Origin of the sequence: Variovorax sp. dw_954 (assembly GCF_018449755.1) — a bacterium.
GTDB lineage: Bacteria > Pseudomonadota > Gammaproteobacteria > Burkholderiales > Burkholderiaceae_C > Variovorax.
This window is the reverse complement of sequence record NZ_JAAVVD010000001.1, coordinates 182,874-201,862: the sequence shown is the minus strand read 5'-3', so window position 1 is coordinate 201,862 and position 18,989 is coordinate 182,874. Positions and strand designations below refer to the sequence as shown.

The window sequence follows — 18,989 nt, the reverse complement described above, 5'->3', positions numbered from 1 at the left end:
AACATGCTCAAGATCTACTTCCTGCTGTTCATGTCGGGCGGCATCCCAGTCGCGATCGCGATGGCCAGTGCGTCGCTCGCGTACATCCTGCTGTCCGACAGTACGCTGCCGCCCTTCGTGGTCATCCATCGCATGGTGAGCGGCATCGACAGCTTTCCGCTGCTGGCCGTGCCCTTCTTCATCCTGGCCGGCAACCTGATGAACAACGCCGGCATCACCACGCGCATCTACAACTTCGCGCTGGCGCTGGTCGGGTGGATGAAGGGCGGGCTCGGGCACGTCAACGTGCTGGGCTCGGTGATCTTCGCGGGCATGAGCGGCACCGCCATCGCCGATGCGGCCGGCCTCGGCACGATCGAGATCAAGGCGATGCAGGAGCATGGCTACGAGACCGAGTTCGCCGTCGGCGTCACGGCCGCCTCGGCCACGCTCGGCCCGATCATCCCGCCGAGCCTGCCCTTCGTGATCTACGGGATGATGGCCAATGTGTCGGTCGGCGCGCTATTCCTCGCGGGCATCCTGCCCGGCGCGATGATGGCCATCCTGATGATGATGACGGTGGCTTACTTCGCGCACAAGAACAAGTGGGGCGCCGACGTCAAGTTCTCGGGCACGCGGCTGTTCAAGGCGCTCAGCGAACTGGCGGTGGTGATCGGCTGGCCGCTGATCATCTGGGTGCTGGTCGACAGGTTCGGCGCGCCGGCGCAGCTCACCGTCTTTGGCGCGCTGGCCTCGCTGTTCGTGCTGGACAAGATCTTCGACTTCGAGGCGCTGCTGCCGATCATGACGCCGGTGCTGCTGATCGGCGGCATGACCACCGGGCTCTTCACGCCCACCGAAGGCGCCATCGCCGCCTGCGTGTGGGCCATGATCCTGGGCTTCGCCTGGTACCGCACGCTGTCGTGGAAGATGTTCGTCAAGGTCTGCCTCGACACCGTGGAAACCACCTCGACCGTGCTGTTCATCGTCGCGGCCGCTTCGATCTTCGGATGGATGCTGACCGCCACCGGCGTCACCGCCGACATCGCGGCCTGGGTGCTCGGCTTCACCAAGCAGGCCTGGGTGTTCCTGCTGCTGGCCAACCTGCTGATGCTCTTCGTCGGCTGCTTCCTGGAGCCGACCGCGGCCATCACGATCCTGGTGCCGATCCTGCTGCCGATCGCCACGCAGCTGGGCATCGACCCGATCCACTTCGGCCTGGTGATGGTGCTGAACCTGATGATCGGCCTGTTGCACCCGCCCATGGGCATGGTGCTGTTCGTGCTGGCGCGCGTCGCCGGCCTGAGCTTCGAGCGCACGACCATGGCGATCCTGCCGTGGCTGGTGCCCTTGCTGATCGCCCTGGTGGTGATCACCTACGTACCGTCATTGGTACTGTGGCTGCCGAAAATGTTTTTCTGATGCCCGCCCCGGGCAAGAAGAGAGGTACACGATGAATCCCTTTATCCGACTCCATCCCGCCGACGACGTGGTGATCGCACGCGCGCAACTCGTGGGCGGCACCACCGTCGAAGGCGTGGCCGTGCGCGGCCTGATCCCCGCCGGCCACAAGGTGGCGATGCGCGACATCGCACCCGGCGAGCCGGTGCGCCGCTACAACCAGATCATCGGCTTTGCCAGCCGACCGATCGCAGCGGGCGAGCACGTGCACACGCAGAACCTCGACATGGGGCCGGACAAGGGCCACTTCGCGCGTGACTACGCTTTCGGCGCCGACGTGAAGCCGGTGCAGCCGCTGCGCGAAGCCACTTTCCTTGGCATCAAGCGCGCCGACGGCCGCGTGGCGACGCGCAACTACATCGGCGTGCTGACCAGCGTGAACTGCTCGGCCACGGCGGCGCGCGCCATCTCCGACCACTTCTCGCGCAAGACCAACCCGGCGGCGCTGGCGGCCTATCCCAATGTCGACGGCATCGTCGCGCTCACGCACGGCACGGGCTGCGGCATGGACACGCAGGGCTTCGGCATGCAGATCCTGGAGCGCACGCTCACCGGCTATGCCACGCATCCGAACTTCGCGGGCGTGCTTGTGGTGGGGCTCGGTTGCGAGGCCAACCAGATCAATGCCTGGCTGGCGACCGGGTCGCTCTCGGAGGGCGAGAACTTCCGCACCTTCAATATCCAGGACACCGGCGGCACGCGCAAGACGGTCGAGAAAGGCATCGCCCTCATCAACGAGATGCTGCCGCGCGCCAACGCGGTGAAGCGCGAGCCCTGCAGCGCGGCGCACATCACGATCGGGCTGCAATGCGGCGGCTCGGATGGCTACTCCGGCATCAGCGCCAACCCAGCGCTTGGGCATGCGGTCGACTTGCTCGTGGCGCATGGCGGCACCGCCATCCTCAGCGAGACACCCGAGGTGTACGGCGCCGAGCATTTGCTGACGCGACGCGCCGTGAAGCGCGAAGTGGGCCAGAAGCTGGTCGACCGCATCGCCTGGTGGGAGCACTACACCGAAATCAATGAAGGCGAGATGAACAACAACCCCTCGCCGGGCAACAAGGCGGGCGGGCTCACCACCATTCTCGAGAAATCGCTCGGCGCGGTCGCCAAGGGCGGCACCAGCAACCTCGAGGCCGTGTATGAATACGCCGAGCCGGTGACCGCACATGGTTTCGTCTACATGGACACGCCCGGCTACGACCCGGTCAGCGCCACGGGCCAGGTGGCCGGCGGCGCGAACATGATCTGCTTCACCACCGGCCGCGGCTCGGCCTACGGCTGCGCGCCCTCGCCTTCGCTCAAGCTCGCGACCAACTCCACGCTGTGGAAGCGGCAGGAGGAAGACATGGACATCAACTGCGGCGAGATCGTCGACGGCACGTCGTCGATCCAGGAGATGGGCGAGCGCATCTTCCGACTCGTGCTGGCCACCGCGTCGGGCGAGCACAGCAAGAGCGAGAAACACGGCTACGGGCAGAACGAGTTCGTGCCCTGGCAAGTCGGCGCGGTGATGTAGCGCAACCTCACACGAAGAAGGAGACATTGAATGGCCACCACAGCTTTCGGCATCCTTGACGGCACCGGCTTCGAGCGCCTGGATCCGCGCTTCAACACCTGCATCCCCGGCCCCGAGCGCCTCGTGCGCCTGTGGACCGGCGCGCGCTGGTGCGAGGGCCCGGCCTGGTTCGCCGCGCACCGCACGCTGGTGTGGTCGGACATTCCCAACAACCGCTTGATGCGGTACGACGAACTCAACAACACCGTCGGCCTGTTCAGGCAACCCTCCAACAACACCAACGGCAACACGGTCGACAGGCAGGGCCGCCAGATCAGTTGCGAGCACCTGGGCCGGCGCGTGGTGCGCAATGAGCCTGACGGCACGCAGACCGTGCTGGCCTCGCACTACCAAGGCAAGCGGCTGAATTCACCGAACGACGTGGTCGTGCATTCCGATGGCGGCGTCTGGTTCACCGACCCGAGCTACGGCATCCTGTCGGACTATGAAGGCCTCGCCGCCGAGCAGGAAGTCGCCGGCTGCTACGTCTACCGCATCGACCCGGCCACAGGCGCAGTCGAGAAGGTGGCCGACGACTTCGTCAAGCCCAACGGTCTCGCCTTCACGCCCGACGAATCCCAGCTCTACATCGCCGACACCGGCGCCAGCCATGACGACGCGGCGCCCAAGCACATCCGCCGCTTCCAGGTCAACGCGGACGGCAAGAGCCTCGGCGCCAACACCCTGTTCGCCGACTGCACCAATGGCCTGTTCGACGGCTTCCGCATCGACACCAGGGGCCGCCTGTGGACCAGCGCGGCCGACGGCGTGCATGCCTACGACCCCGACGGCACGCTGATCGGCAAGATCCTCGTGCCCGAGGTCGTGTCGAACGTCTGCTTCGGCGGCGTCAGTCGCAACCGCCTTTTCATCACCGCGACCACGTCGCTGTATTCCATCTATCTGAACGCCAGAGGACTCTGAATCCCCATGCCCCAAACCCTTGCAGCCGCCGTCCTGCGCACCCACTGCGCCAACATCCTGAAGGCGGCCGGCAGCACGCCCGCGGAAGCGCAACAGGTCGCGGACAACCTCGTGCTCGCCAACCTCAGCGGCCATGACTCGCATGGCGTGGGCATGCTGCCGCGCTATGTCGACGCGATCGCCGAAGGTGGCCTCACGCCGAATGCGGACGTCAAGGTCAACATCGACATCGGCACCATGATGTCGCTCGACGGCCAACACGGCTTCGGCCAGGTCGTCGGCGTGCAGGCGATCGAACTGGGCATTGCGCGAGCGAAGCAGCATGGCAGCTGCATCTTCACGCTGGCCAGCGCGCACCATCTCGGCCGCATCGGTCACTTCGCGGAGATGGCGACGGCGCAGGGGCTGGTGTCGATGCATTTCGTCAACGTGCTGTCGCGGCCGGTCGTCGCGCCCTGGGGCGGTGGCGATGGGCGCTTCGGCACCAACCCGTGCTGCATCGGCATTCCGCTCGCGGGCGCCGAGCCCTTCCTGCTCGACTTCGCCACCAGCCGCGTCGCGCAGGGCAAGATGCGCGTGGCCCACAACAAGGGCGAGCGCGTGCCCGATGGCTATCTCATCGACGAGAACGGCGCGCCGACCAACGACCCCGGCGTGGTGGTCGTGCCGCAGGGCAATGGCCTGTTCGGGGCGCTGATGACCTTCGGCGAGCACAAGGGCTACGGCATGGCGATGGCCTGCGAACTGCTCGGCGGCGCGCTCACGGGCGGCGGCACCTGGCACCGTCCGGCCGACACGGCGCGCACCGTGCTCAACGGGATGCTGACGGTGTTGATCGACCCTTCGAAACTGGGCACGCAGGCGACCTTCGAGCAGGAGGCGACGGCCTTCGTCGACTGGCTGCGCCAAAGCCCACCCGGCGCCGGCTACGACCATGTGCAGATCGCCGGCGAACCCGAGAGGGCGGCCCGCGTGGCGCGCGAGGTCGAAGGCATCTGGCTCGACGACGCGACCTGGAGCGAGATCGTGGCGTCTGGCGCGAAGGTCGGCGTAGCAGTCGCCTGAATTTCACTCCCTCTCCCTCCGGGAGAGGGTTGGGGTGAGGGCCAGCGGCGATTGCAACGGCACATGCATAGGCAAAGGCCCGGAGCCCTCACCCTGCCCTCTCCCGGAGGGAGAGGGGAAGAGACACAGTTACAGCGGAGCGCGCGAGGTGATCACCTGCCCGACACCCGCAGCCGCACGCGCCCGGACGGCGTCGAAGGTGGTCTGGCGCAGGATCTCGCCGTTCTCGAACACGGTTTCAAGAAGCTCAGGCTGGCCTTCGGCCACTTCGTCGATCCGACGCGTCTGCACGTTCCCCTGCGCGTCATGCACCAGCGTGAGCCGTCCTTTCTTCGAAGCCTTCCCCAGGTCCCCGACGGGCGACTTCCACACATCCCGCCATTCACCATCCACCTGCATCGCCGAGCACTTCATCGCCCACTGCATCGTGTCGCGATTGACTTGCTGCAACAGTCCCCCGCCCATGCCGAAGGCGATGTTCTCGGCCGAGAAGCCGTTGTGGTACAGGTTCGACAGGCACAGGCGCAGCGAGTCCAGGTTGATGCCGTCGCCCTGGATGATCCGCACGTTGTTCAGCACGCGGAATCCCTTGCTGTTGGTCGCGGTGCCGAAACGCGCCGCCAGGATGTCGGCCACCTTCAGCACCGTCTCCGCCGGGTCGCCGCTGTCCGGCCGTACCACCAGCGTCGCGCCGGACTGCACCACCAGCTCCTTCAACTCCGTGCCCCAGATACGATCGCACGCGTTGAAGATGTCGTAGCTGTCGCTGACCACGGCGAACAGCGCGCCGGGCTTGCCGAACTGCGTGACCATGTTGCGGTACGCGTCCGATTCGCGGTCGCGGCCCCAGCCCGTGATGGTGCTGTGCTCCGCCGCGGGAATCGAAAAGCCGGCCATGTCGCAGTCATAGTAGCGGCGCCCCGCGACCAGGGCGATGGCGGTGTCGGTGCCCATGAAGTTCACCAGATGCGCCAGGCCGCCCAGGGCCGCCGATTCCAGGCTCGACACGCCGCGTGCGCCGAAGTCATGCAGCTTGAACGGAATCTGCCCGTGCGGATCGTCGCAGGTCGCCTCGAGATAGCGCAGCAGCGTGGCCTTGGCCGCGGCCGACAGCGTCGCCACGGTGGTCGGATACCAGATGGCGCGCAGCAATTCGGTTTCGAGATAGCTCGTGAGCCAGAAGAACTCCGGGTCGGTGTTCTCGATGGTGGCGAGCACGTTGTGGACGGGCACCACGCTGCCCTCGGGGACGGCGCGGATGCGCACCGGCATGCGGCCGCCATGCTTCTCGACGAGGCGCAGCCAGCCCGCGCGATTGAAGGGCTCGCCGTGCGCGGCCATGATCGCAGTGGCCTCGTCGACATCGTCGACCGTCACGGGCGTCGACAGGTATTCGCGCAGGTAGGCCTGCAAGCCGAAGAACAGGGAATGGCTGAAGGCGCCGCCGCGCGACTCGATGTAGCTGAACACCGTCTGCGTACCGGGCGGGTACTGCATCCAGTGCGAAGCCTTGTAGGAGTCGGTGCGCAGCAGCAGGTTGCTGCCGAGCGACGAAGGGGAGAAGCTGCTGCGAGACATGTGAAAGCTCCTTTCACTGTGGCGCCCGTCAACCAGGCGCCGTTTCTACGAAATGGCCGAGGCTTCAGTTCTTGCCCAGGCCGCCCAAAAAATGGTTCGCGATGAAGAAATGGTCTTCGTACATGCACTCCTGCATGTCGAGGAACTCCGCGATCGGCAACCAGCGCACGGCGGCCGCGTCGTCGTCGGCACGCACATCCGAAAGCCCCGCCCACTGGTTGTGCGACAGCTCGAAGAAAAAGCCGTGCGTGATGGTGCGTCCGCGCTGCGAGCGGTCCGGCGCATCGAACACGTGACTGGCCTTCATGCTGCCGTTGAGCACTGGAACCGGCACCTTGAGCCGCGTCTCTTCTCGCAACTCGCGCACCGCAGCATCCTGCAAGCGCTCGTGTTGGCCGACGAAGCCGCCGGGCAAGGCCCACGTCCCCTTGCCGGGGTGGAACTTGCGCTGCACCAGCAGGATGTGCCCGGCCTCGACCACCACCGCATCGACCGTCGTGTAGATCGGCGGGAATTCGCTGCCCGCATAGCGATACTTGTCGCGGTAGTCGATGAGGAAAGCGCGCTCCTCGCACAGTGCCGCGTAGTCCTCGGTCCGCGTGAACCGCTCCAGGAACGCCGCGGTGCCGTCGGGCAGGTCGGACGGCGAGAGCTGCCCGCGCATCTCCGGGTCGAAGTAGAGCTTGCGCACGTCGGTCGCGTGGATGCTCTCGACCGCATGCAGGCCGACGAACTCCCAGGACGGGAACAGCTTCAGGTAGTAGCTCGACGCATCCTTGAGATGGCCGACCAATGCAACCCTGGCTTTCGCGGGCTTGTGGCCGTCCTGCACGATGAGCCGGTCGACGGCGGACTGGATCGATGCGATCCAGAGCTGGTCGTTGTAGGGCGAATCGCCCACGCCGACGACGCTCACGCGCATCTGGTCCGCGCTGCGCAGGCAGGCGCGCACCATGCGCTCACGCTCATCGAAGGTGAAGGGGTTTTTCGCACTGCGCGGCGTGCGGTCGGAACCCACCACCACAATGACGCGATCGGCCGCGCGCGCAGCTTCCTCGATGAGGCGTTGGTGACCGAAATGGACGGGCTGGAAACGGCCGATGACGACCGCGTACGGGTACTTGCGTGTGCTCACTTGGGAATCCCCCAAAAAGGGCGCGATCAACTCGCGCTTGCAGCCACGATAGCACCGGTGTCCGGATCGTTCAACGCGCGGGCGGGAATTTCGCGCGACGCGTGTGAAAAACGCATCGCCGCCCAAAACGCGCCAACACCCCGCGGGGCAGTGAAGAGACGAACTGCAGGGCGTGCGGGCTCAAGGCTGCCGCCGCGTGGCGCAGGCGGACTTTCCCAGTCTCAGAGCATCAGGCCGACGCTGGCTTCCAGGTGTTCGGAGGGCATGCGCCGGAAGCCCGAGCGCGTGTAGCGCTGCAGGCGCCCCACCACGAAGGCCGTCAGCGCCGCCGCACGCACTTGCGCATCGACGGTGGGCGTGGCCGAGCCTTCGGCCGCGGCCGCGCCCCGCAAGGCCTGGCGCAAGGTGGATTCGATCTTGTCGAAGAACTGGTTCATGCGGCTTTGCAGGCGCTCGTTCTCGTAGACGAGCGCGTCGCCGACCATCACGCGGGTCATGCCGGGATTCTTTTCAGCGAACTGGACCAGCAGCGTAATGATGCGGGCCGCCTGCTCGTGCCCTGTCCCGTCTCGCTCGGTGACCTGGTTGACCAGGGTGAACACGCTTTGCTCGATGAACTCGATGAGTCCTTCGAACATCTGGGCCTTGCTGGCAAAGTGCCGATACAGGGCAGCCTCGCTCACATCGAGCTTGGCGGCCAGCGAAGCCGTTGTGACCCGGTCCGCGCCGGGCTGTTCCAGCATGGTGGCCAGCGCCTGCAGGATCTGCACGCGACGTTCGCCCGGTTTGGGACGCTTGCGCGGACCGGCCGAATGGACTTCAGCCGGAACGGTGTCGCCGGGATCGCCTGACTCTTCGTGCTGCATGTGTGCCGAGCAAAGATGTAATGAAATGATTCTCGCACACGGTAGTTAGTACGCGCCTACTGGAAACGTACCGCCGCGTGCGCAATCTGCAACATTTGCACACAACCGAGAACCGATTTCGGGTTTATCCGGAGCCGTTGCGCGACCGCGGCTCGCGCGCTGGACCCGAAAGGTGCTTCAGCGCGCCCGAATCATCGTGCCGTAGGCCTGGTCCGTGAGGATTTCCAGCAGCATGGCGTGCGGCACCCGGCCATCGATGATGTGGACCGCGTTGACCCCGCTCTTGGCCGCATCGAGCGCGCCCTCGATCTTGGGCAGCATCCCGCCCGAGATCGTGCCGTCGGCAAACAACTCGTCGATCTCGCGGGCGCTCAGGTTGGTCAGCAGCTTGCCTTCCTTGTCGAGCACGCCCGGCGTGTTGGTCAGCATCATCAGCTTTTCTGCCTTGAGCACCGTGGCCAGCTTGCCGGCGACCACGTCGGCGTTGATGTTGTAGCTCTCGTTGTCCGCGCCGAAGCCCAGCGGGCTGACCACCGGGATGAAGGCGTCGTCCTGCAGCGCCTTCACCACGCTCGGGTCGATGGCGACGATCTCACCCACCTGGCCCACGTCGTGATGCAGGTCGGGGTCGTTGCGGTCGGGCATCCGGAGTTTCTGCGCCCGGATCAGCCCGCCGTCACGCCCGGTCAGGCCGACCGCCTTGCCGCCGGCTTGATTGATCAGGCCCACAATGTCCTGCTGCACTTCGCCGGCCAGCACCCATTCGACCACCTCCATGGTTTCGGAATCGGTGACGCGCATGCCCTGGATGAAGTGCCCCTTCTTGCCGAGCTTGTTGAGCGCCGCCTCGATCTGCGGACCTCCGCCGTGCACCACCACCGGGTTCATCCCGACCAGCTTGAGCAGCACCACGTCCTCGGCGAAGTCGGCCTGGAGTTCCGGATCGGTCATGGCATTGCCACCGTACTTGATGACGATGGTCTTGCCGTGGAACTTGCGGATATAGGGCAGCGCCTGGGCCAGGATCTCGGCCTTGTCGCGCGGGGGGATGTTCTGGACGTGATCGGTCATGGAGGTTCGCTGAAAAACGGAGTGCGCGGATTTTGCAGCCATTTCGTGAAACGCCGCGGAACCGGCTTTGCCGAGCCGCTGGCGTTGCCCCCGGTGGGGAGGGCGGCCTACACGAAGTGAGGCCAACCTGGGGAGGAGCGACAGCCTTTACGGCCGCAGCCAGCGCGGCACCTTGAAGCGCACGATCATCAGGTAGGCTGAAACGTAGGTCGCGACGAACAGCAGGCAGAACAGCATCAACGCGACCGTGTTGTTACGGAACAGCACCGCCGGCACCACCGACAGCGCGGCGAACATCCACAGGTACGGCGACGTGCGGTTGTTGCGCGCCAGCAGCTGGCGGGCCTCGTCGTCGGCAAAGGCCACGCGCACGATCCGGCGGAAGATCAATTGGTGGAAGTGCAGCGCGTCCGCCGTGCCGGGCGACTGGCCGCGCGCCAGCTTGCGGTAGATCGAGAAAAGCGTCTCCCACACCGGATAGATCAGCAGCAGCATCGGGAACCAGGGCGAGACGGTGGGGTTGCGCTTCACCAGCGAGACGCAGGCCACCGCGATCACGATGCCCCAGACGTAGGCGCCGCCATCGCCCGCGAAGATCTTGCCGCGCGGGTAGTTCCACATCAGGAAGCCCAGGGTGGCGCCGACCATGCAGATGACCATGGCGGCGAGCTGCCGGTCCCCGACCTGCAGCGACACATGCGAGATGGCCAGGCACACCAGCACCGCCACCGTGCCCGCCAGGCCGTTGTAGCCGTCGATGATGTTGAACGCATGCGGCAAGCCGCCGATGGCCAGCGCCGCCAGCAGCATGCCGGCGTAGGGCACGGCCCGCATCCAGCCGTCGAGCGTGGAGAAGCCGGTGCGGTAGACCCCCAGGTCGAGCAGCCAGCACAGCAGCAGCGCCGACCCGATCGTGAGGGCCAGCCGGACGCGGACCGGCACCTTCTGCGTCACATCCTCCGCGATGCCGCCGATCACCGCTGGCGCGATGCACAGCAACATCAGGCCGGAGCCCGTCACCGGCCAGTACACGTTGAACGGATCTCCCGGCCATCCGGCCGCGAGCCATGCGAAGCCGGTGCCGATGAAAATGCCGGCCCCGCCCAGACGCGGCACATGCCCCTTGTGAAAGCGCTGCGGCATGTCGTGCCCGTAGCGCCGCGCATGACGACGCCCCCGGCGCATGAAGGCGAGCACGGCAATCGCCGAGACGAAGAAGCTGATGACGATCAGGGCAATCATTGGGGTGGGTGGGGAACCTAGAATTCCCAACCGAAATTAGACCATGCCCACGCCATCTTCCAGCCCAGCCAAGCCCATCACGGTGTCGATCGTGAGCCACGGACAGATGGCATTGATCCTGCCGCTGCTCGATCAATTGGACCGCCACAGCGCGGCCGTGGTCGAGAAGGTCGTGCTCACGATCAACATCCCCGAGCCGGACCTGGCCGCGGGCATGGGGTGGCGCTTTCCGGTCGAGCGCATCGACAACGCCGCGCCCAAGGGCTTCGGCGCCAACCACAACCAGGCGTTCACGCATTGCGGCAGCGACTGGTTCCTGGTGCTGAACCCCGACATGCGCTTCGACAACGACGTGCTGTCGCCGCTCATCGCGCAAGCCATGCCCGACGCCGGCTTGCTGACGCCCCGCATCCTCGAACCCGGCAAGACCACGCCCGAGCAGCACCGGGCCATCATCACGCCGCTGGAGATCCTCACGCGCCGGCGGCCGGGTTACGCGATCCCCGCGGTCCCGGCGTGGGTGCCGGGCCTCTTCATGCTGTTGCGCAGCCAGGCCTACGCGCAGATCAAGGGCTTCGACGAGCGCTTCTTCATGTATGGCGAGGACTTCGACATCTGCGCGCGCGTGCGGCTCGCAGGCTGGAAGCTGCAGGTCGGCGAGAACCTGCTCGCGCGCCACGAAGCCCAGCGGGCAAGCCATGCCAGTCGCCAGCACCTGAAGTGGCATGTCGGCAGCTTGCTGAGGGTCTGGAGCTCGTCGGCGTTCTGGCGCTATCGCGCGTTGCCGCCGGCATAGCTCAGCCGGACTCCAGCAGGTCCTGCGCAACCGACTGCCAGCCACGGTCGAAGCGCTCGTAGCGCCCGCGTGCGGCGGCCAGCAGCACCGGCGCCCAACGAATCAGTCGCGAGGCCGGCAGTTCCGTTCTAAATCGTTGGTGCGCCACCTTTTCGCGCTGCGCCTGCAGCCAAGCCGGCGTGACCCGATGGCCCAGCGAGGTGAGGCGATCGAGCAGCACCTCGGCGCGACGCAGGCGCTCTGCATGCTTGGTGCCGCGCGGCGCGACAGCCTTGGCCAGCTTCTCGCGAAGCGTGGGCCGGCGTGCGCCGATCTGGTTGCTGGCGTGCTGGCGGTAGTCGATCAGCGGCTCGGGCAGCACGTCCATGCGTCCCGTGGCAGCGGCGATGGCGGCGAGCCATTCGTCATGCACCCACTCCGGTGGGAACGGCAGCGCGGCTTCCAGCAAGTCCCGGCGAAACACGGTGGTGGCGCCAGTGACGAGATTGCGCCGCTGCAGGACGGCGAAGGCCTGCCCAGACGCGATACCTTCCAGTTCCGAGGGCTTGACCTCCAGCGCCTCGAAAAGGGTCGAGCCCAGCGGCGCCAGTTCGCCGTCGACCAGGCGGGCATCGGAATGCAGCAGCAGCAACTCCGGGCGCGTGCGGAATGCATCGACCATGCGCGCCAGCCGACCCGCATGCCAGGCATCGTCCTGGTCGCACAGGGCGATCAGTTCCGAGCGGCAGGCGCGCACGGCCTGCTCGAAGTTGCGCGTGACGCCGAGGGCGGGCCGGTTCTCCAGCACGGTCAGTGCGGGGGCCGCTGCGCCATGTCGAGCGAGCGTGGCGCGGACGATGGCCACGCTGTCGTCGCGCGATTCGTCGTCGGACACCACGATCTCGTCGGGCGCAGGCACCTGTGCGCAGATGCTCTCGACTTGCGCCGCGAGGTAGCGTGCGCCGTTGCGGGTGCACAGGGCCACCGACACCGACGGGGTGCTCATGAGTGCCTCGACGCCGGGTTCACGGCGCCTCGACGCGCGGCGGCCACGCGTAGCTGAAGTCTTCGGCGTCAGCGGTGAGGTTCGGGTTGTAGGCCGGATCGTGCCGAAGCAGTTCGGCCCAGCGCGCCTTCATGTAGTTCTCTTCGCGCAGGAAGCGCTCGCGCTTCTCGGGCGCGATGTCTTCGCCCCGCGTGGCGGACTCGTGGTGCAGCAGGTCGGCATACGGCGTCCACACGTTGCGATAACCGGCCTCGCGCAGGCGAAGGCAGAAGTCGATGTCGTTGAAGGCCACCTTGAGCCGCTCTTCATCCAGCCCACCCACCTCTTCATAGACCGACTTGCGCACCACCAGGCAGGCGGCCGTCACCGCGGAGAACGACTGGATCAGCGCAGCGCGCCCGGCGTAGCCGTTCAAGCCCTTGGGCAGCCCCTTGTTCGCATGGCCCGCAACGCCACCGCCCAGGCCCAGCACCACGCCGCCATGCTGCAGCGTCATGTCCGGATACCAGAGCCGCGCGCCGACCGCGCCGACGCCCGGCTGCAGGGCCAGGCTCACCATCTCGGAGAGCCAGTCGGGTGAACGGACCTCGATGTCGTTGTTGACCAGCGCGACGACCTCGCCGCGAGCCTGCGCCACGGCCATGTTGTTCAACGCCGAGTAGTTGAACGGGCTGTCGTCGCGCAACACGCGGATATTGGGCCGCGCCGCCAGTTCCCTGAAATACGCCAGCACCGCCGGATCGTCGGAGCCGTTGTCGACGATGAGGATCTCGTAGTTCGGATAGGTGGTCTTGCGCGCGATCGAATCGATGCATTGCCGCGTCAGCGCCAGCCCGTTGCGCGTGGGGATGACCAGCGACACCAGCGGCGGTGGCTCGGGCAAGGCGTAGTGGGCGCGATAGCCGAAGCCCACGTACTCGGCCGTCGCGCGCACGCCGGTGCGCTCGAAGTGCTCGTTCAACGCGCGCTCGCCGGCCACGGCTGCATAGGGCTTGGCATTCATCGATCGGGCCGTGCTCTCCGAATGGATGCGCCAGTGGTAGAGCACGCGCGGCACGTGCCGCACCTGCTGCGGGCCGATGCGCTCCATGCAGCGCAGCACCAGGTCCCAATCCTGCGAGCCCTCCATACCCTGGCGGAAGCCGCCCACCTCGCGCACGAGTTCGGTGGACAGCACGCCGAGATGGCTGAACACGTTCTGCGAGCGGAACAGGTCCGGGTTCCAGTCGGGTTTGAAGTACGGGTCGGAGCGCTGGTCCTTCTCGTCGATCTTGTCTTCGTCGGAATAGATCAGGCGCGCATCGGGATGGCTGGCGATGCAGTCGGCGACCCAGAACAGCGCATGCTCGGCCAGCAGATCGTCATGGTCCATGAGCGCGATCCAGGGCCCGCTGACCACCTCCAGCGCGCTGTTGGACGCGGCCGAGATGTGCCCGTTCTTTGGACGAAACACGACCTTGATCCGCGCATCGTCCTGGCTGTACTGGCGCAGCACGTCACGCACCGCCTCGTTGGGCGAGGCGTCGTCGGCGATGCACAGTTCCCAATGCGGATAGAGCTGCGAGCGCACCGAATCGATGGCCGCGCGCAGCCACACCGGGTCAGGGTTGTAGGTCGGCATCAGCACCGAGATCAGCGGCGTCGAGGTCATCGCGGCCACGCGCGCGACGATGGCGGCACGCTGCCCGGCGTCCAGCACGTCATGCGCCTGCACCCAGGCTGCATAGTCGTTGCCCGGCCGCGTGCGCCGGCGCAACTCCCACATCACGCCCTGGCGGCCCGCCTTGCGATAGACCCGCCATGCCTGTGGCACGCGGCCCATGAGGCGCGGCCCATGCTGCACGGCCTTGCCGGCAATGCGGAACAGTTGGGCTAGACGTTTCATCGCCATGGTTCTCTCTGATGGACGCGGCTATTTCGCGGGCTGCGTGATGGCAGGGTCGAGGAAGGTAGCGGACTGCCTCACGTAGCGCGCCCGCAGGTGCGATGCGTCCTTGTAGATCGTCACGCCGTCGGCATCGGTGCGCGTGCATTGGCCCTGCGGCGTGCACAGCGTCGCCATCGGGTCGATCACGGTGGCGCCGTTGTCCTCGGCCACGCGCTTGAGCCGGTCGTGGATGGCCTGCTGCGACGGGGTGACCTGCGCGGTCGGCGACTTGCGCGCGGCCGACATGGTGCCCAGGCGGCTGCCGCTGATCAGCGCCTTGGGCTCGAACTCACCATCGACCGGTATGTTGAGCACCAGGTACACCTTCTTGCCGGCGGCCTTCAGCGTGCGGATGTTGGCGCCCAACGCCTCGAACGCACGGTCCACGCCATCGCCGCCGCGCAGCATGTGGCGGGAGCCGCCTTCGCGCAGGTAGTAATGGTCGGGCGCGGGCACATCCGGCGGCGGCGGTTGCGGGCCGACGTCGAAGTAGCAGGCCCAGCAGCCGCCCAGCACCACCGTGTCGATCTGCGGGCTGAGCGCGAAGCGCAGCATGATCTGCACACGCTCGGGGCAGCCCGGGTCGCGATCTTCCACGAGATTCGGTATCGGCGGGCATGCGCCGCGCGTGGCGAAGTACAGGCTCTGCAAACGGCCCGGGTCGGTGCGCGCGATCTCCAGGGCGCGCGGGCCGTATTGCTCGACGTGGCTGTCGCCCAGCAGCAGCACGTTGCCTTTGCCCTCGCCGATGCGGTAGACCGGCTGGCCGTCGACCGCGATCTCCTTCATGCTGGCAGGATAGTCCCAGTCGGTGCCGGCCGAGATGATCGCCTGCAGCGCCGGGTCGCTGTTGCGCGGCGGCAGGAGGCGTGACCAGGCGATCGCACCCATCGCAGCCAGCACCAGCATGCCGATCACCAACCCACGCACGGCCGCCGTACCCTTGCTCTTGCGGATGGGTTGCTCGATGAAGCGATAGGTCAGCCAGGCCAGCGCCACGGAAGCCGCCACGGCCGCGATGCGCACCGCGAGATGCGGTGCACCACCCTCCACCACGCGCGCAAACGCCAGCAAGGGCCAGTGCCACAGGTACAGCGGATAGCTGATGAGCCCGATCCAGACGAGAGGCTTGGACCCCAGCAGATTGCGGTTGAGCCACGCGCCCATGCCCGCCGAGATGCAGAGGCAGGCGCCCAGGATCGGCAGCAGCGCCCACCAGCCCGGGAAGGCCTTGCCCTTCTGGACCATGGCCAGCCCCAGCCCGATCAGCACCAGCCCGGCAAGGCTGCGCAGCCCCGCGCCCCGCACCCGCGTGCCCGGCAAGCGGCGCAGGCCAGCGTGCGCGAGCAGGGCGCCCGCGGCCAGTTCCCAGATGCGCGACAGCGGCGAGTAGAAAGTCGCATCGGCATGCCGGTGCACCCCGGCCACGTTCAGCACGAAGGACAGCCCCGCGGCCACGCTCATCCAGAACACCAGCCCGCGCGGCCCCTTCCAGCGCCAGACCAGTCCGAGGAGTACTGGCCAGAAGATGTAGAACTGCTCCTCCACGGCCAAGGACCACAGGTGCAGCAAGGGCTTGGTCTCGGCCGCCGTATCGAAGTAGCCGGCCTCCCCCCACAGCACGAGGTTCTGGACGAAGCCCGCGCTCGCCATGAGCTGCTTGCCCAGTTGCCGGAACTCGTCCGACAGCAACACGTACCAGCCGAACGCCAGGGTGGCCGCCATGACGGGCAGCAGCGCCGGGAAGATGCGGCGGATGCGGCGCTCGTAGAACTCGCGGTAGCTGAAGCCCTCGCCGCCCAGGCTGCCGAAGATGATCGTGGAGATCAGGAAACCCGAAATCACGAAGAAGATATCCACCCCGATGAAGCCGCCGAGCACCACCGTCGGAAACGCATGGAACCCGACGACGGAGACCACGGCGACCGCCCGCAGGCCATCGATGTCGGGGCGGTATTTCGGATGCAGGAGGTGGGGCGCTTCTTTGTGTGGCGGCATGCTGGGGCGGGTCGGGAGGGATTGGCCCGGTCGGCGCCGCAGTGTTGCGGAGCGGATCGTGATTATCTTCGCAATGCGCAGGCGGCGAGCCCTGCGAAACACAGGTCAAATCGGAGATCACAAGCGCCGGCCCGCAAAAAAGGGGGGACGGTAAAATTGTTAACTATGAAATCCTAAGGACAATAATGCGTTTGCTTTCAGTGGTGCTCTCGGGAGGAGCAGGTTCGAGACTCTGGCCGCTTTCTCGTCAGGCTTATCCAAAGCCGTTCATGAAACTGGGGGGCGCCACGCTGTTGCAGCAGGCGATCGAGCGCGGCCAGGCTTGCGGCACCGGCAAGCTCATGATCGTCACCAACAAGGACCATCTGTTCCTCACCCGCGACGTGCTGCGCCAGATGTCCGACCCGCCAGAGACCACGCTGCTGCTGGAGCCCAAGGGCCGCAACACCGCACCGGCGATTGCACTGGCAGCACTGCAATGCACCGCGCAATTCGGCGGCGACACCGTGATGCTGGTGCTGTCGGCCGACCACCTGGTCCCTGACGTCGAGGCCTTCGTCGCCAGCGCCAGCGAGGCCTTTCGCCTGGCGGAGGCCGGCAACCTGGTGCTCTTCGGCATCAGCCCGACCAGCCCCGACACCGGCTTCGGCTATGTGGAAGTCGAGAACGTGTCGCGCCAGAGCCAGCGGGTCAAGCGCTTCGTCGAGAAGCCCGACCTCGAGACGGCGCAGGAGTACCTCGCCACCGGGCGCTACTACTGGAACAGCGGCATGTTCTGCTTCACGGCGGACGCGATCATCGGCGCCTTCGAGCGGCATGCGCCCCAAGTCCTCAACGCGGCGCGCAACGCGCTGGCCTCGGCCAAGACCAGCGAGGACGTGATGCAGTTCGACATGCATACCTTCGGCCTGCAACCCGACATCAGCATCGACTACGCGGTGATGGAACGCGCCGACAACGTCCACGTGGTGCCGGCCAAGTTCGGCTGGAGCGACGTGGGCTCCTGGCCGTCTGTTGCCAAGGCGCAGACGCCCGATGCGAGCGGAAACACGATGCCGGCCGACGTGGTCGCCATCGACACCACGGGCACCCATGTTCATGTGCAGAGCCATGGCCCCAAGGTGGTCGCCACCGTCGGCGTGTCGGACCTGGTGATCGTGGACACGCCCGATGCGCTGCTGGTCGCGCACAAGGACAGTGCGCAGCAGGTGAAGAAGGTGGTCGACACGCTCAAGGCGCGCCACCATGAGACCGTGCACCTGCCCGCGGTGGTGCACCGGCCGTGGGGCACCTATGCCTCGCTCAAGGAAGAAGACGGCTACAAGGTGAAACGGATCACCGTGCGGCCCGGCGCATCGCTCTCCCTGCAATATCATCACCAGCGCGCCGAGCACTGGGTGGTGGTCAAGGGGACGGCCATCGTGCAGGTCGGCGACGTCGAACACAAGACCATGCCGGGGGAGTATCGCTACATCCCTCTCGGTGAAACACATCGCCTCACCAACGTAGGCGACGACGAACTGGTCCTCGTCGAAGTTCAATGCGGGAGCTATCTCGGCGAGGACGACATCGTTCGTCTCGCCGACACTTACGGACGGGTATGAGTCAGGCACATTCGAATTTGCATCGCAGCGCGTGGGCTGACTGGTGGGAGGGCACGCGCCGCACCGATATCTGGTGGACGCTGGCATGGTTCGACATCGTGCTGCGCTACCGACGCTCAATGCTCGGGCCCTTGTGGCTGACGCTGAGCATGGGCGCGATGATCGGTGGCATGGGGCCGCTGTACAGCTCGCTGTTCGGCACCGAGCTGAGCAAGTTCTTTCCGCACCTGGCGTTGGGCATCATCTTCTGGGGCTTCTTCTCCAGCATGGTGACGGACGCCTGCAATACCTTCGTCGGGTCGGCCAACTACCTCAAGCAGGGCTACTTCCCGATCAGTCTTTTCGTATGGCGCGGCATGGCGCGCAACATGATCGTGTTCGGGCACCAGATCGTGCTGTACCTGCCGGTGGCGATCTGGGCGGGCATCTCCTTGTCTTGGTCAGCCCTGTTGTTCGTGCCTGCATTCCTGATCCTGCTGATCAATGCGCACGCGCTGGGACTGTTGCTTGGACTCATTTGCACACGCTACCGCGACGTCACCCAGATCGTGACCAGCCTGATGCAGATGCTGATGTTCCTCACGCCCGTGTTCTGGCTGCCGGAGAGCTTGCCGGGGCGCGCCAAGTACGTGCTCTACAACCCCTTCGCGCAAATGCTGGAGTTGCTGCGTGCACCGCTGATGGGTGGCGTGGCCGAAGCGCACAACTGGTGGGGCATTCTTGGCTGGACCGCCGTTAGCCTGGTCGCCAGCAGCTTGCTTTTCTCGAAATACCGCCGTCGCGTGGTTTACTGGCTGTAA

General features: G+C 66.3%; 15 protein-coding genes. 7 read left to right on the top strand and 8 right to left on the bottom strand.

Annotation, left to right across the window (positions count from 1 at the left end; all coding sequences use genetic code 11):
- Window positions 1-3: 3 nt before the first annotated feature.
- From HB681_RS00930 to HB681_RS00915, 4 genes are read left to right on the top strand one after another with little or no spacing between them, the layout of a single operon-like run.
- The gene (locus HB681_RS00930; RefSeq protein WP_213952866.1) at window positions 4-1,401 is read left to right on the top strand and encodes a TRAP transporter large permease; all 1,398 of its coding nucleotides are present in this window, start codon (window positions 4-6) and stop codon (window positions 1,399-1,401) included.
- A gap of 31 nt (window positions 1,402-1,432) precedes the next feature.
- Entirely contained in the window at window positions 1,433-2,959 is a 1,527-nt protein-coding gene (locus tag HB681_RS00925; RefSeq protein ID WP_213952865.1) for an altronate dehydratase family protein, read from the top strand.
- A gap of 30 nt (window positions 2,960-2,989) precedes the next feature.
- Entirely contained in the window at window positions 2,990-3,922 is a 933-nt protein-coding gene (locus HB681_RS00920) for an SMP-30/gluconolactonase/LRE family protein (RefSeq protein ID WP_213952864.1), read from the top strand.
- 6 nt (window positions 3,923-3,928) lie between these two features.
- On the top strand, window positions 3,929-4,987 hold the full coding sequence (locus tag HB681_RS00915; protein WP_213952863.1) for a malate/lactate/ureidoglycolate dehydrogenase: 1,059 nt from the start codon (window positions 3,929-3,931) through the stop codon (window positions 4,985-4,987).
- Between the two features lie 129 nt (window positions 4,988-5,116).
- Here the strand turns inward: HB681_RS00915 and HB681_RS00910 are convergent, their stop codons facing one another.
- The 5 genes from HB681_RS00910 to HB681_RS00890 all read right to left on the bottom strand — a co-directional run bounded on the left by HB681_RS00910 (window position 5,117) and on the right by HB681_RS00890 (window position 10,879).
- Window positions 5,117-6,565, bottom strand: coding sequence for a nicotinate phosphoribosyltransferase (locus HB681_RS00910; RefSeq protein ID WP_213952862.1), 1,449 nt, complete (start codon window positions 6,563-6,565; stop codon window positions 5,117-5,119).
- Window positions 6,566-6,629: 64 nt separating this feature from the next.
- Entirely contained in the window at window positions 6,630-7,700 is a 1,071-nt protein-coding gene (locus tag HB681_RS00905; RefSeq protein WP_213952861.1) for a bifunctional nicotinamide-nucleotide adenylyltransferase/Nudix hydroxylase, read from the bottom strand.
- A 221-nt stretch (window positions 7,701-7,921) separates the two neighbouring features.
- Window positions 7,922-8,566: a nucleoid occlusion factor SlmA gene (slmA, locus tag HB681_RS00900; RefSeq protein WP_213952860.1), complete on the bottom strand. Its 645-nt coding sequence runs from the start codon at window positions 8,564-8,566 to the stop codon at window positions 7,922-7,924.
- 177 nt (window positions 8,567-8,743) lie between these two features.
- Window positions 8,744-9,637, bottom strand: a complete 894-nt coding sequence (argB, locus tag HB681_RS00895; protein ID WP_213952859.1) for an acetylglutamate kinase — start codon at window positions 9,635-9,637, stop codon at window positions 8,744-8,746.
- 147 nt (window positions 9,638-9,784) lie between these two features.
- Window positions 9,785-10,879, bottom strand: a complete 1,095-nt coding sequence (locus HB681_RS00890) for a glycosyltransferase (protein WP_213952858.1) — start codon at window positions 10,877-10,879, stop codon at window positions 9,785-9,787.
- Between the two features lie 43 nt (window positions 10,880-10,922).
- On the opposite strand from HB681_RS00890, the gene HB681_RS00885 reads away from it, so the two are divergent.
- Window positions 10,923-11,675, top strand: a complete 753-nt coding sequence (locus HB681_RS00885; RefSeq protein WP_213952857.1) for a glycosyltransferase family 2 protein — start codon at window positions 10,923-10,925, stop codon at window positions 11,673-11,675.
- 1 nt (window position 11,676) lies between these two features.
- Here HB681_RS00885 and HB681_RS00880 read toward each other — a convergent pair whose 3' ends face one another.
- From HB681_RS00880 to HB681_RS00870, 3 genes are read right to left on the bottom strand one after another with little or no spacing between them, the layout of a single operon-like run.
- Complete coding sequence (locus HB681_RS00880) at window positions 11,677-12,660, bottom strand: glycosyltransferase family 2 protein (RefSeq protein WP_213952856.1); 984 nt, start codon at window positions 12,658-12,660, stop codon at window positions 11,677-11,679.
- 19 nt (window positions 12,661-12,679) lie between these two features.
- Window positions 12,680-14,545, bottom strand: a complete 1,866-nt coding sequence (locus HB681_RS00875; protein WP_213952855.1) for a glycosyltransferase family 2 protein — start codon at window positions 14,543-14,545, stop codon at window positions 12,680-12,682.
- 27 nt (window positions 14,546-14,572) lie between these two features.
- Complete coding sequence (locus HB681_RS00870; protein WP_213952854.1) at window positions 14,573-16,585, bottom strand: acyltransferase family protein; 2,013 nt, start codon at window positions 16,583-16,585, stop codon at window positions 14,573-14,575.
- A 185-nt stretch (window positions 16,586-16,770) separates the two neighbouring features.
- Here HB681_RS00870 and HB681_RS00865 point away from each other — a divergent pair, with 185 nt between their 5' ends.
- Window positions 16,771-18,189: a mannose-1-phosphate guanylyltransferase/mannose-6-phosphate isomerase gene (locus HB681_RS00865; RefSeq protein ID WP_213952853.1), complete on the top strand. Its 1,419-nt coding sequence runs from the start codon at window positions 16,771-16,773 to the stop codon at window positions 18,187-18,189.
- Window positions 18,186-18,989 (top strand): ABC transporter permease, encoded by an 804-nt coding sequence (locus tag HB681_RS00860; RefSeq protein WP_213952852.1) that lies wholly within the window; start codon window positions 18,186-18,188, stop codon window positions 18,987-18,989. Before HB681_RS00865 ends, HB681_RS00860 begins: the two co-directional genes overlap by 4 nt.

Coding starts and splice junctions, on each gene's coding strand:
- HB681_RS00925 (WP_213952865.1), top strand. CDS start 1,433: ATGAATCCCTTTATCCGACTCCATCCCGCCGACGACGTGGTGATCGCA.
- HB681_RS00885 (WP_213952857.1), top strand. CDS start 10,923: ATGCCCACGCCATCTTCCAGCCCAGCCAAGCCCATCACGGTGTCGATC.
- HB681_RS00930 (WP_213952866.1), top strand. CDS start 4: ATGCTCAAGATCTACTTCCTGCTGTTCATGTCGGGCGGCATCCCAGTC.
- HB681_RS00910 (WP_213952862.1), bottom strand. CDS start 6,565: ATGTCTCGCAGCAGCTTCTCCCCTTCGTCGCTCGGCAGCAACCTGCTG.
- slmA (WP_213952860.1), bottom strand. CDS start 8,566: ATGCAGCACGAAGAGTCAGGCGATCCCGGCGACACCGTTCCGGCTGAA.
- argB (WP_213952859.1), bottom strand. CDS start 9,637: ATGACCGATCACGTCCAGAACATCCCCCCGCGCGACAAGGCCGAGATC.
- HB681_RS00865 (WP_213952853.1), top strand. CDS start 16,771: ATGCGTTTGCTTTCAGTGGTGCTCTCGGGAGGAGCAGGTTCGAGACTC.
- HB681_RS00875 (WP_213952855.1), bottom strand. CDS start 14,545: ATGAAACGTCTAGCCCAACTGTTCCGCATTGCCGGCAAGGCCGTGCAG.
- HB681_RS00920 (WP_213952864.1), top strand. CDS start 2,990: ATGGCCACCACAGCTTTCGGCATCCTTGACGGCACCGGCTTCGAGCGC.
- HB681_RS00870 (WP_213952854.1), bottom strand. CDS start 16,585: ATGCCGCCACACAAAGAAGCGCCCCACCTCCTGCATCCGAAATACCGC.
- HB681_RS00880 (WP_213952856.1), bottom strand. CDS start 12,660: ATGAGCACCCCGTCGGTGTCGGTGGCCCTGTGCACCCGCAACGGCGCA.
- HB681_RS00860 (WP_213952852.1), top strand. CDS start 18,186: ATGAGTCAGGCACATTCGAATTTGCATCGCAGCGCGTGGGCTGACTGG.
- HB681_RS00915 (WP_213952863.1), top strand. CDS start 3,929: ATGCCCCAAACCCTTGCAGCCGCCGTCCTGCGCACCCACTGCGCCAAC.
- HB681_RS00890 (WP_213952858.1), bottom strand. CDS start 10,879: ATGATTGCCCTGATCGTCATCAGCTTCTTCGTCTCGGCGATTGCCGTG.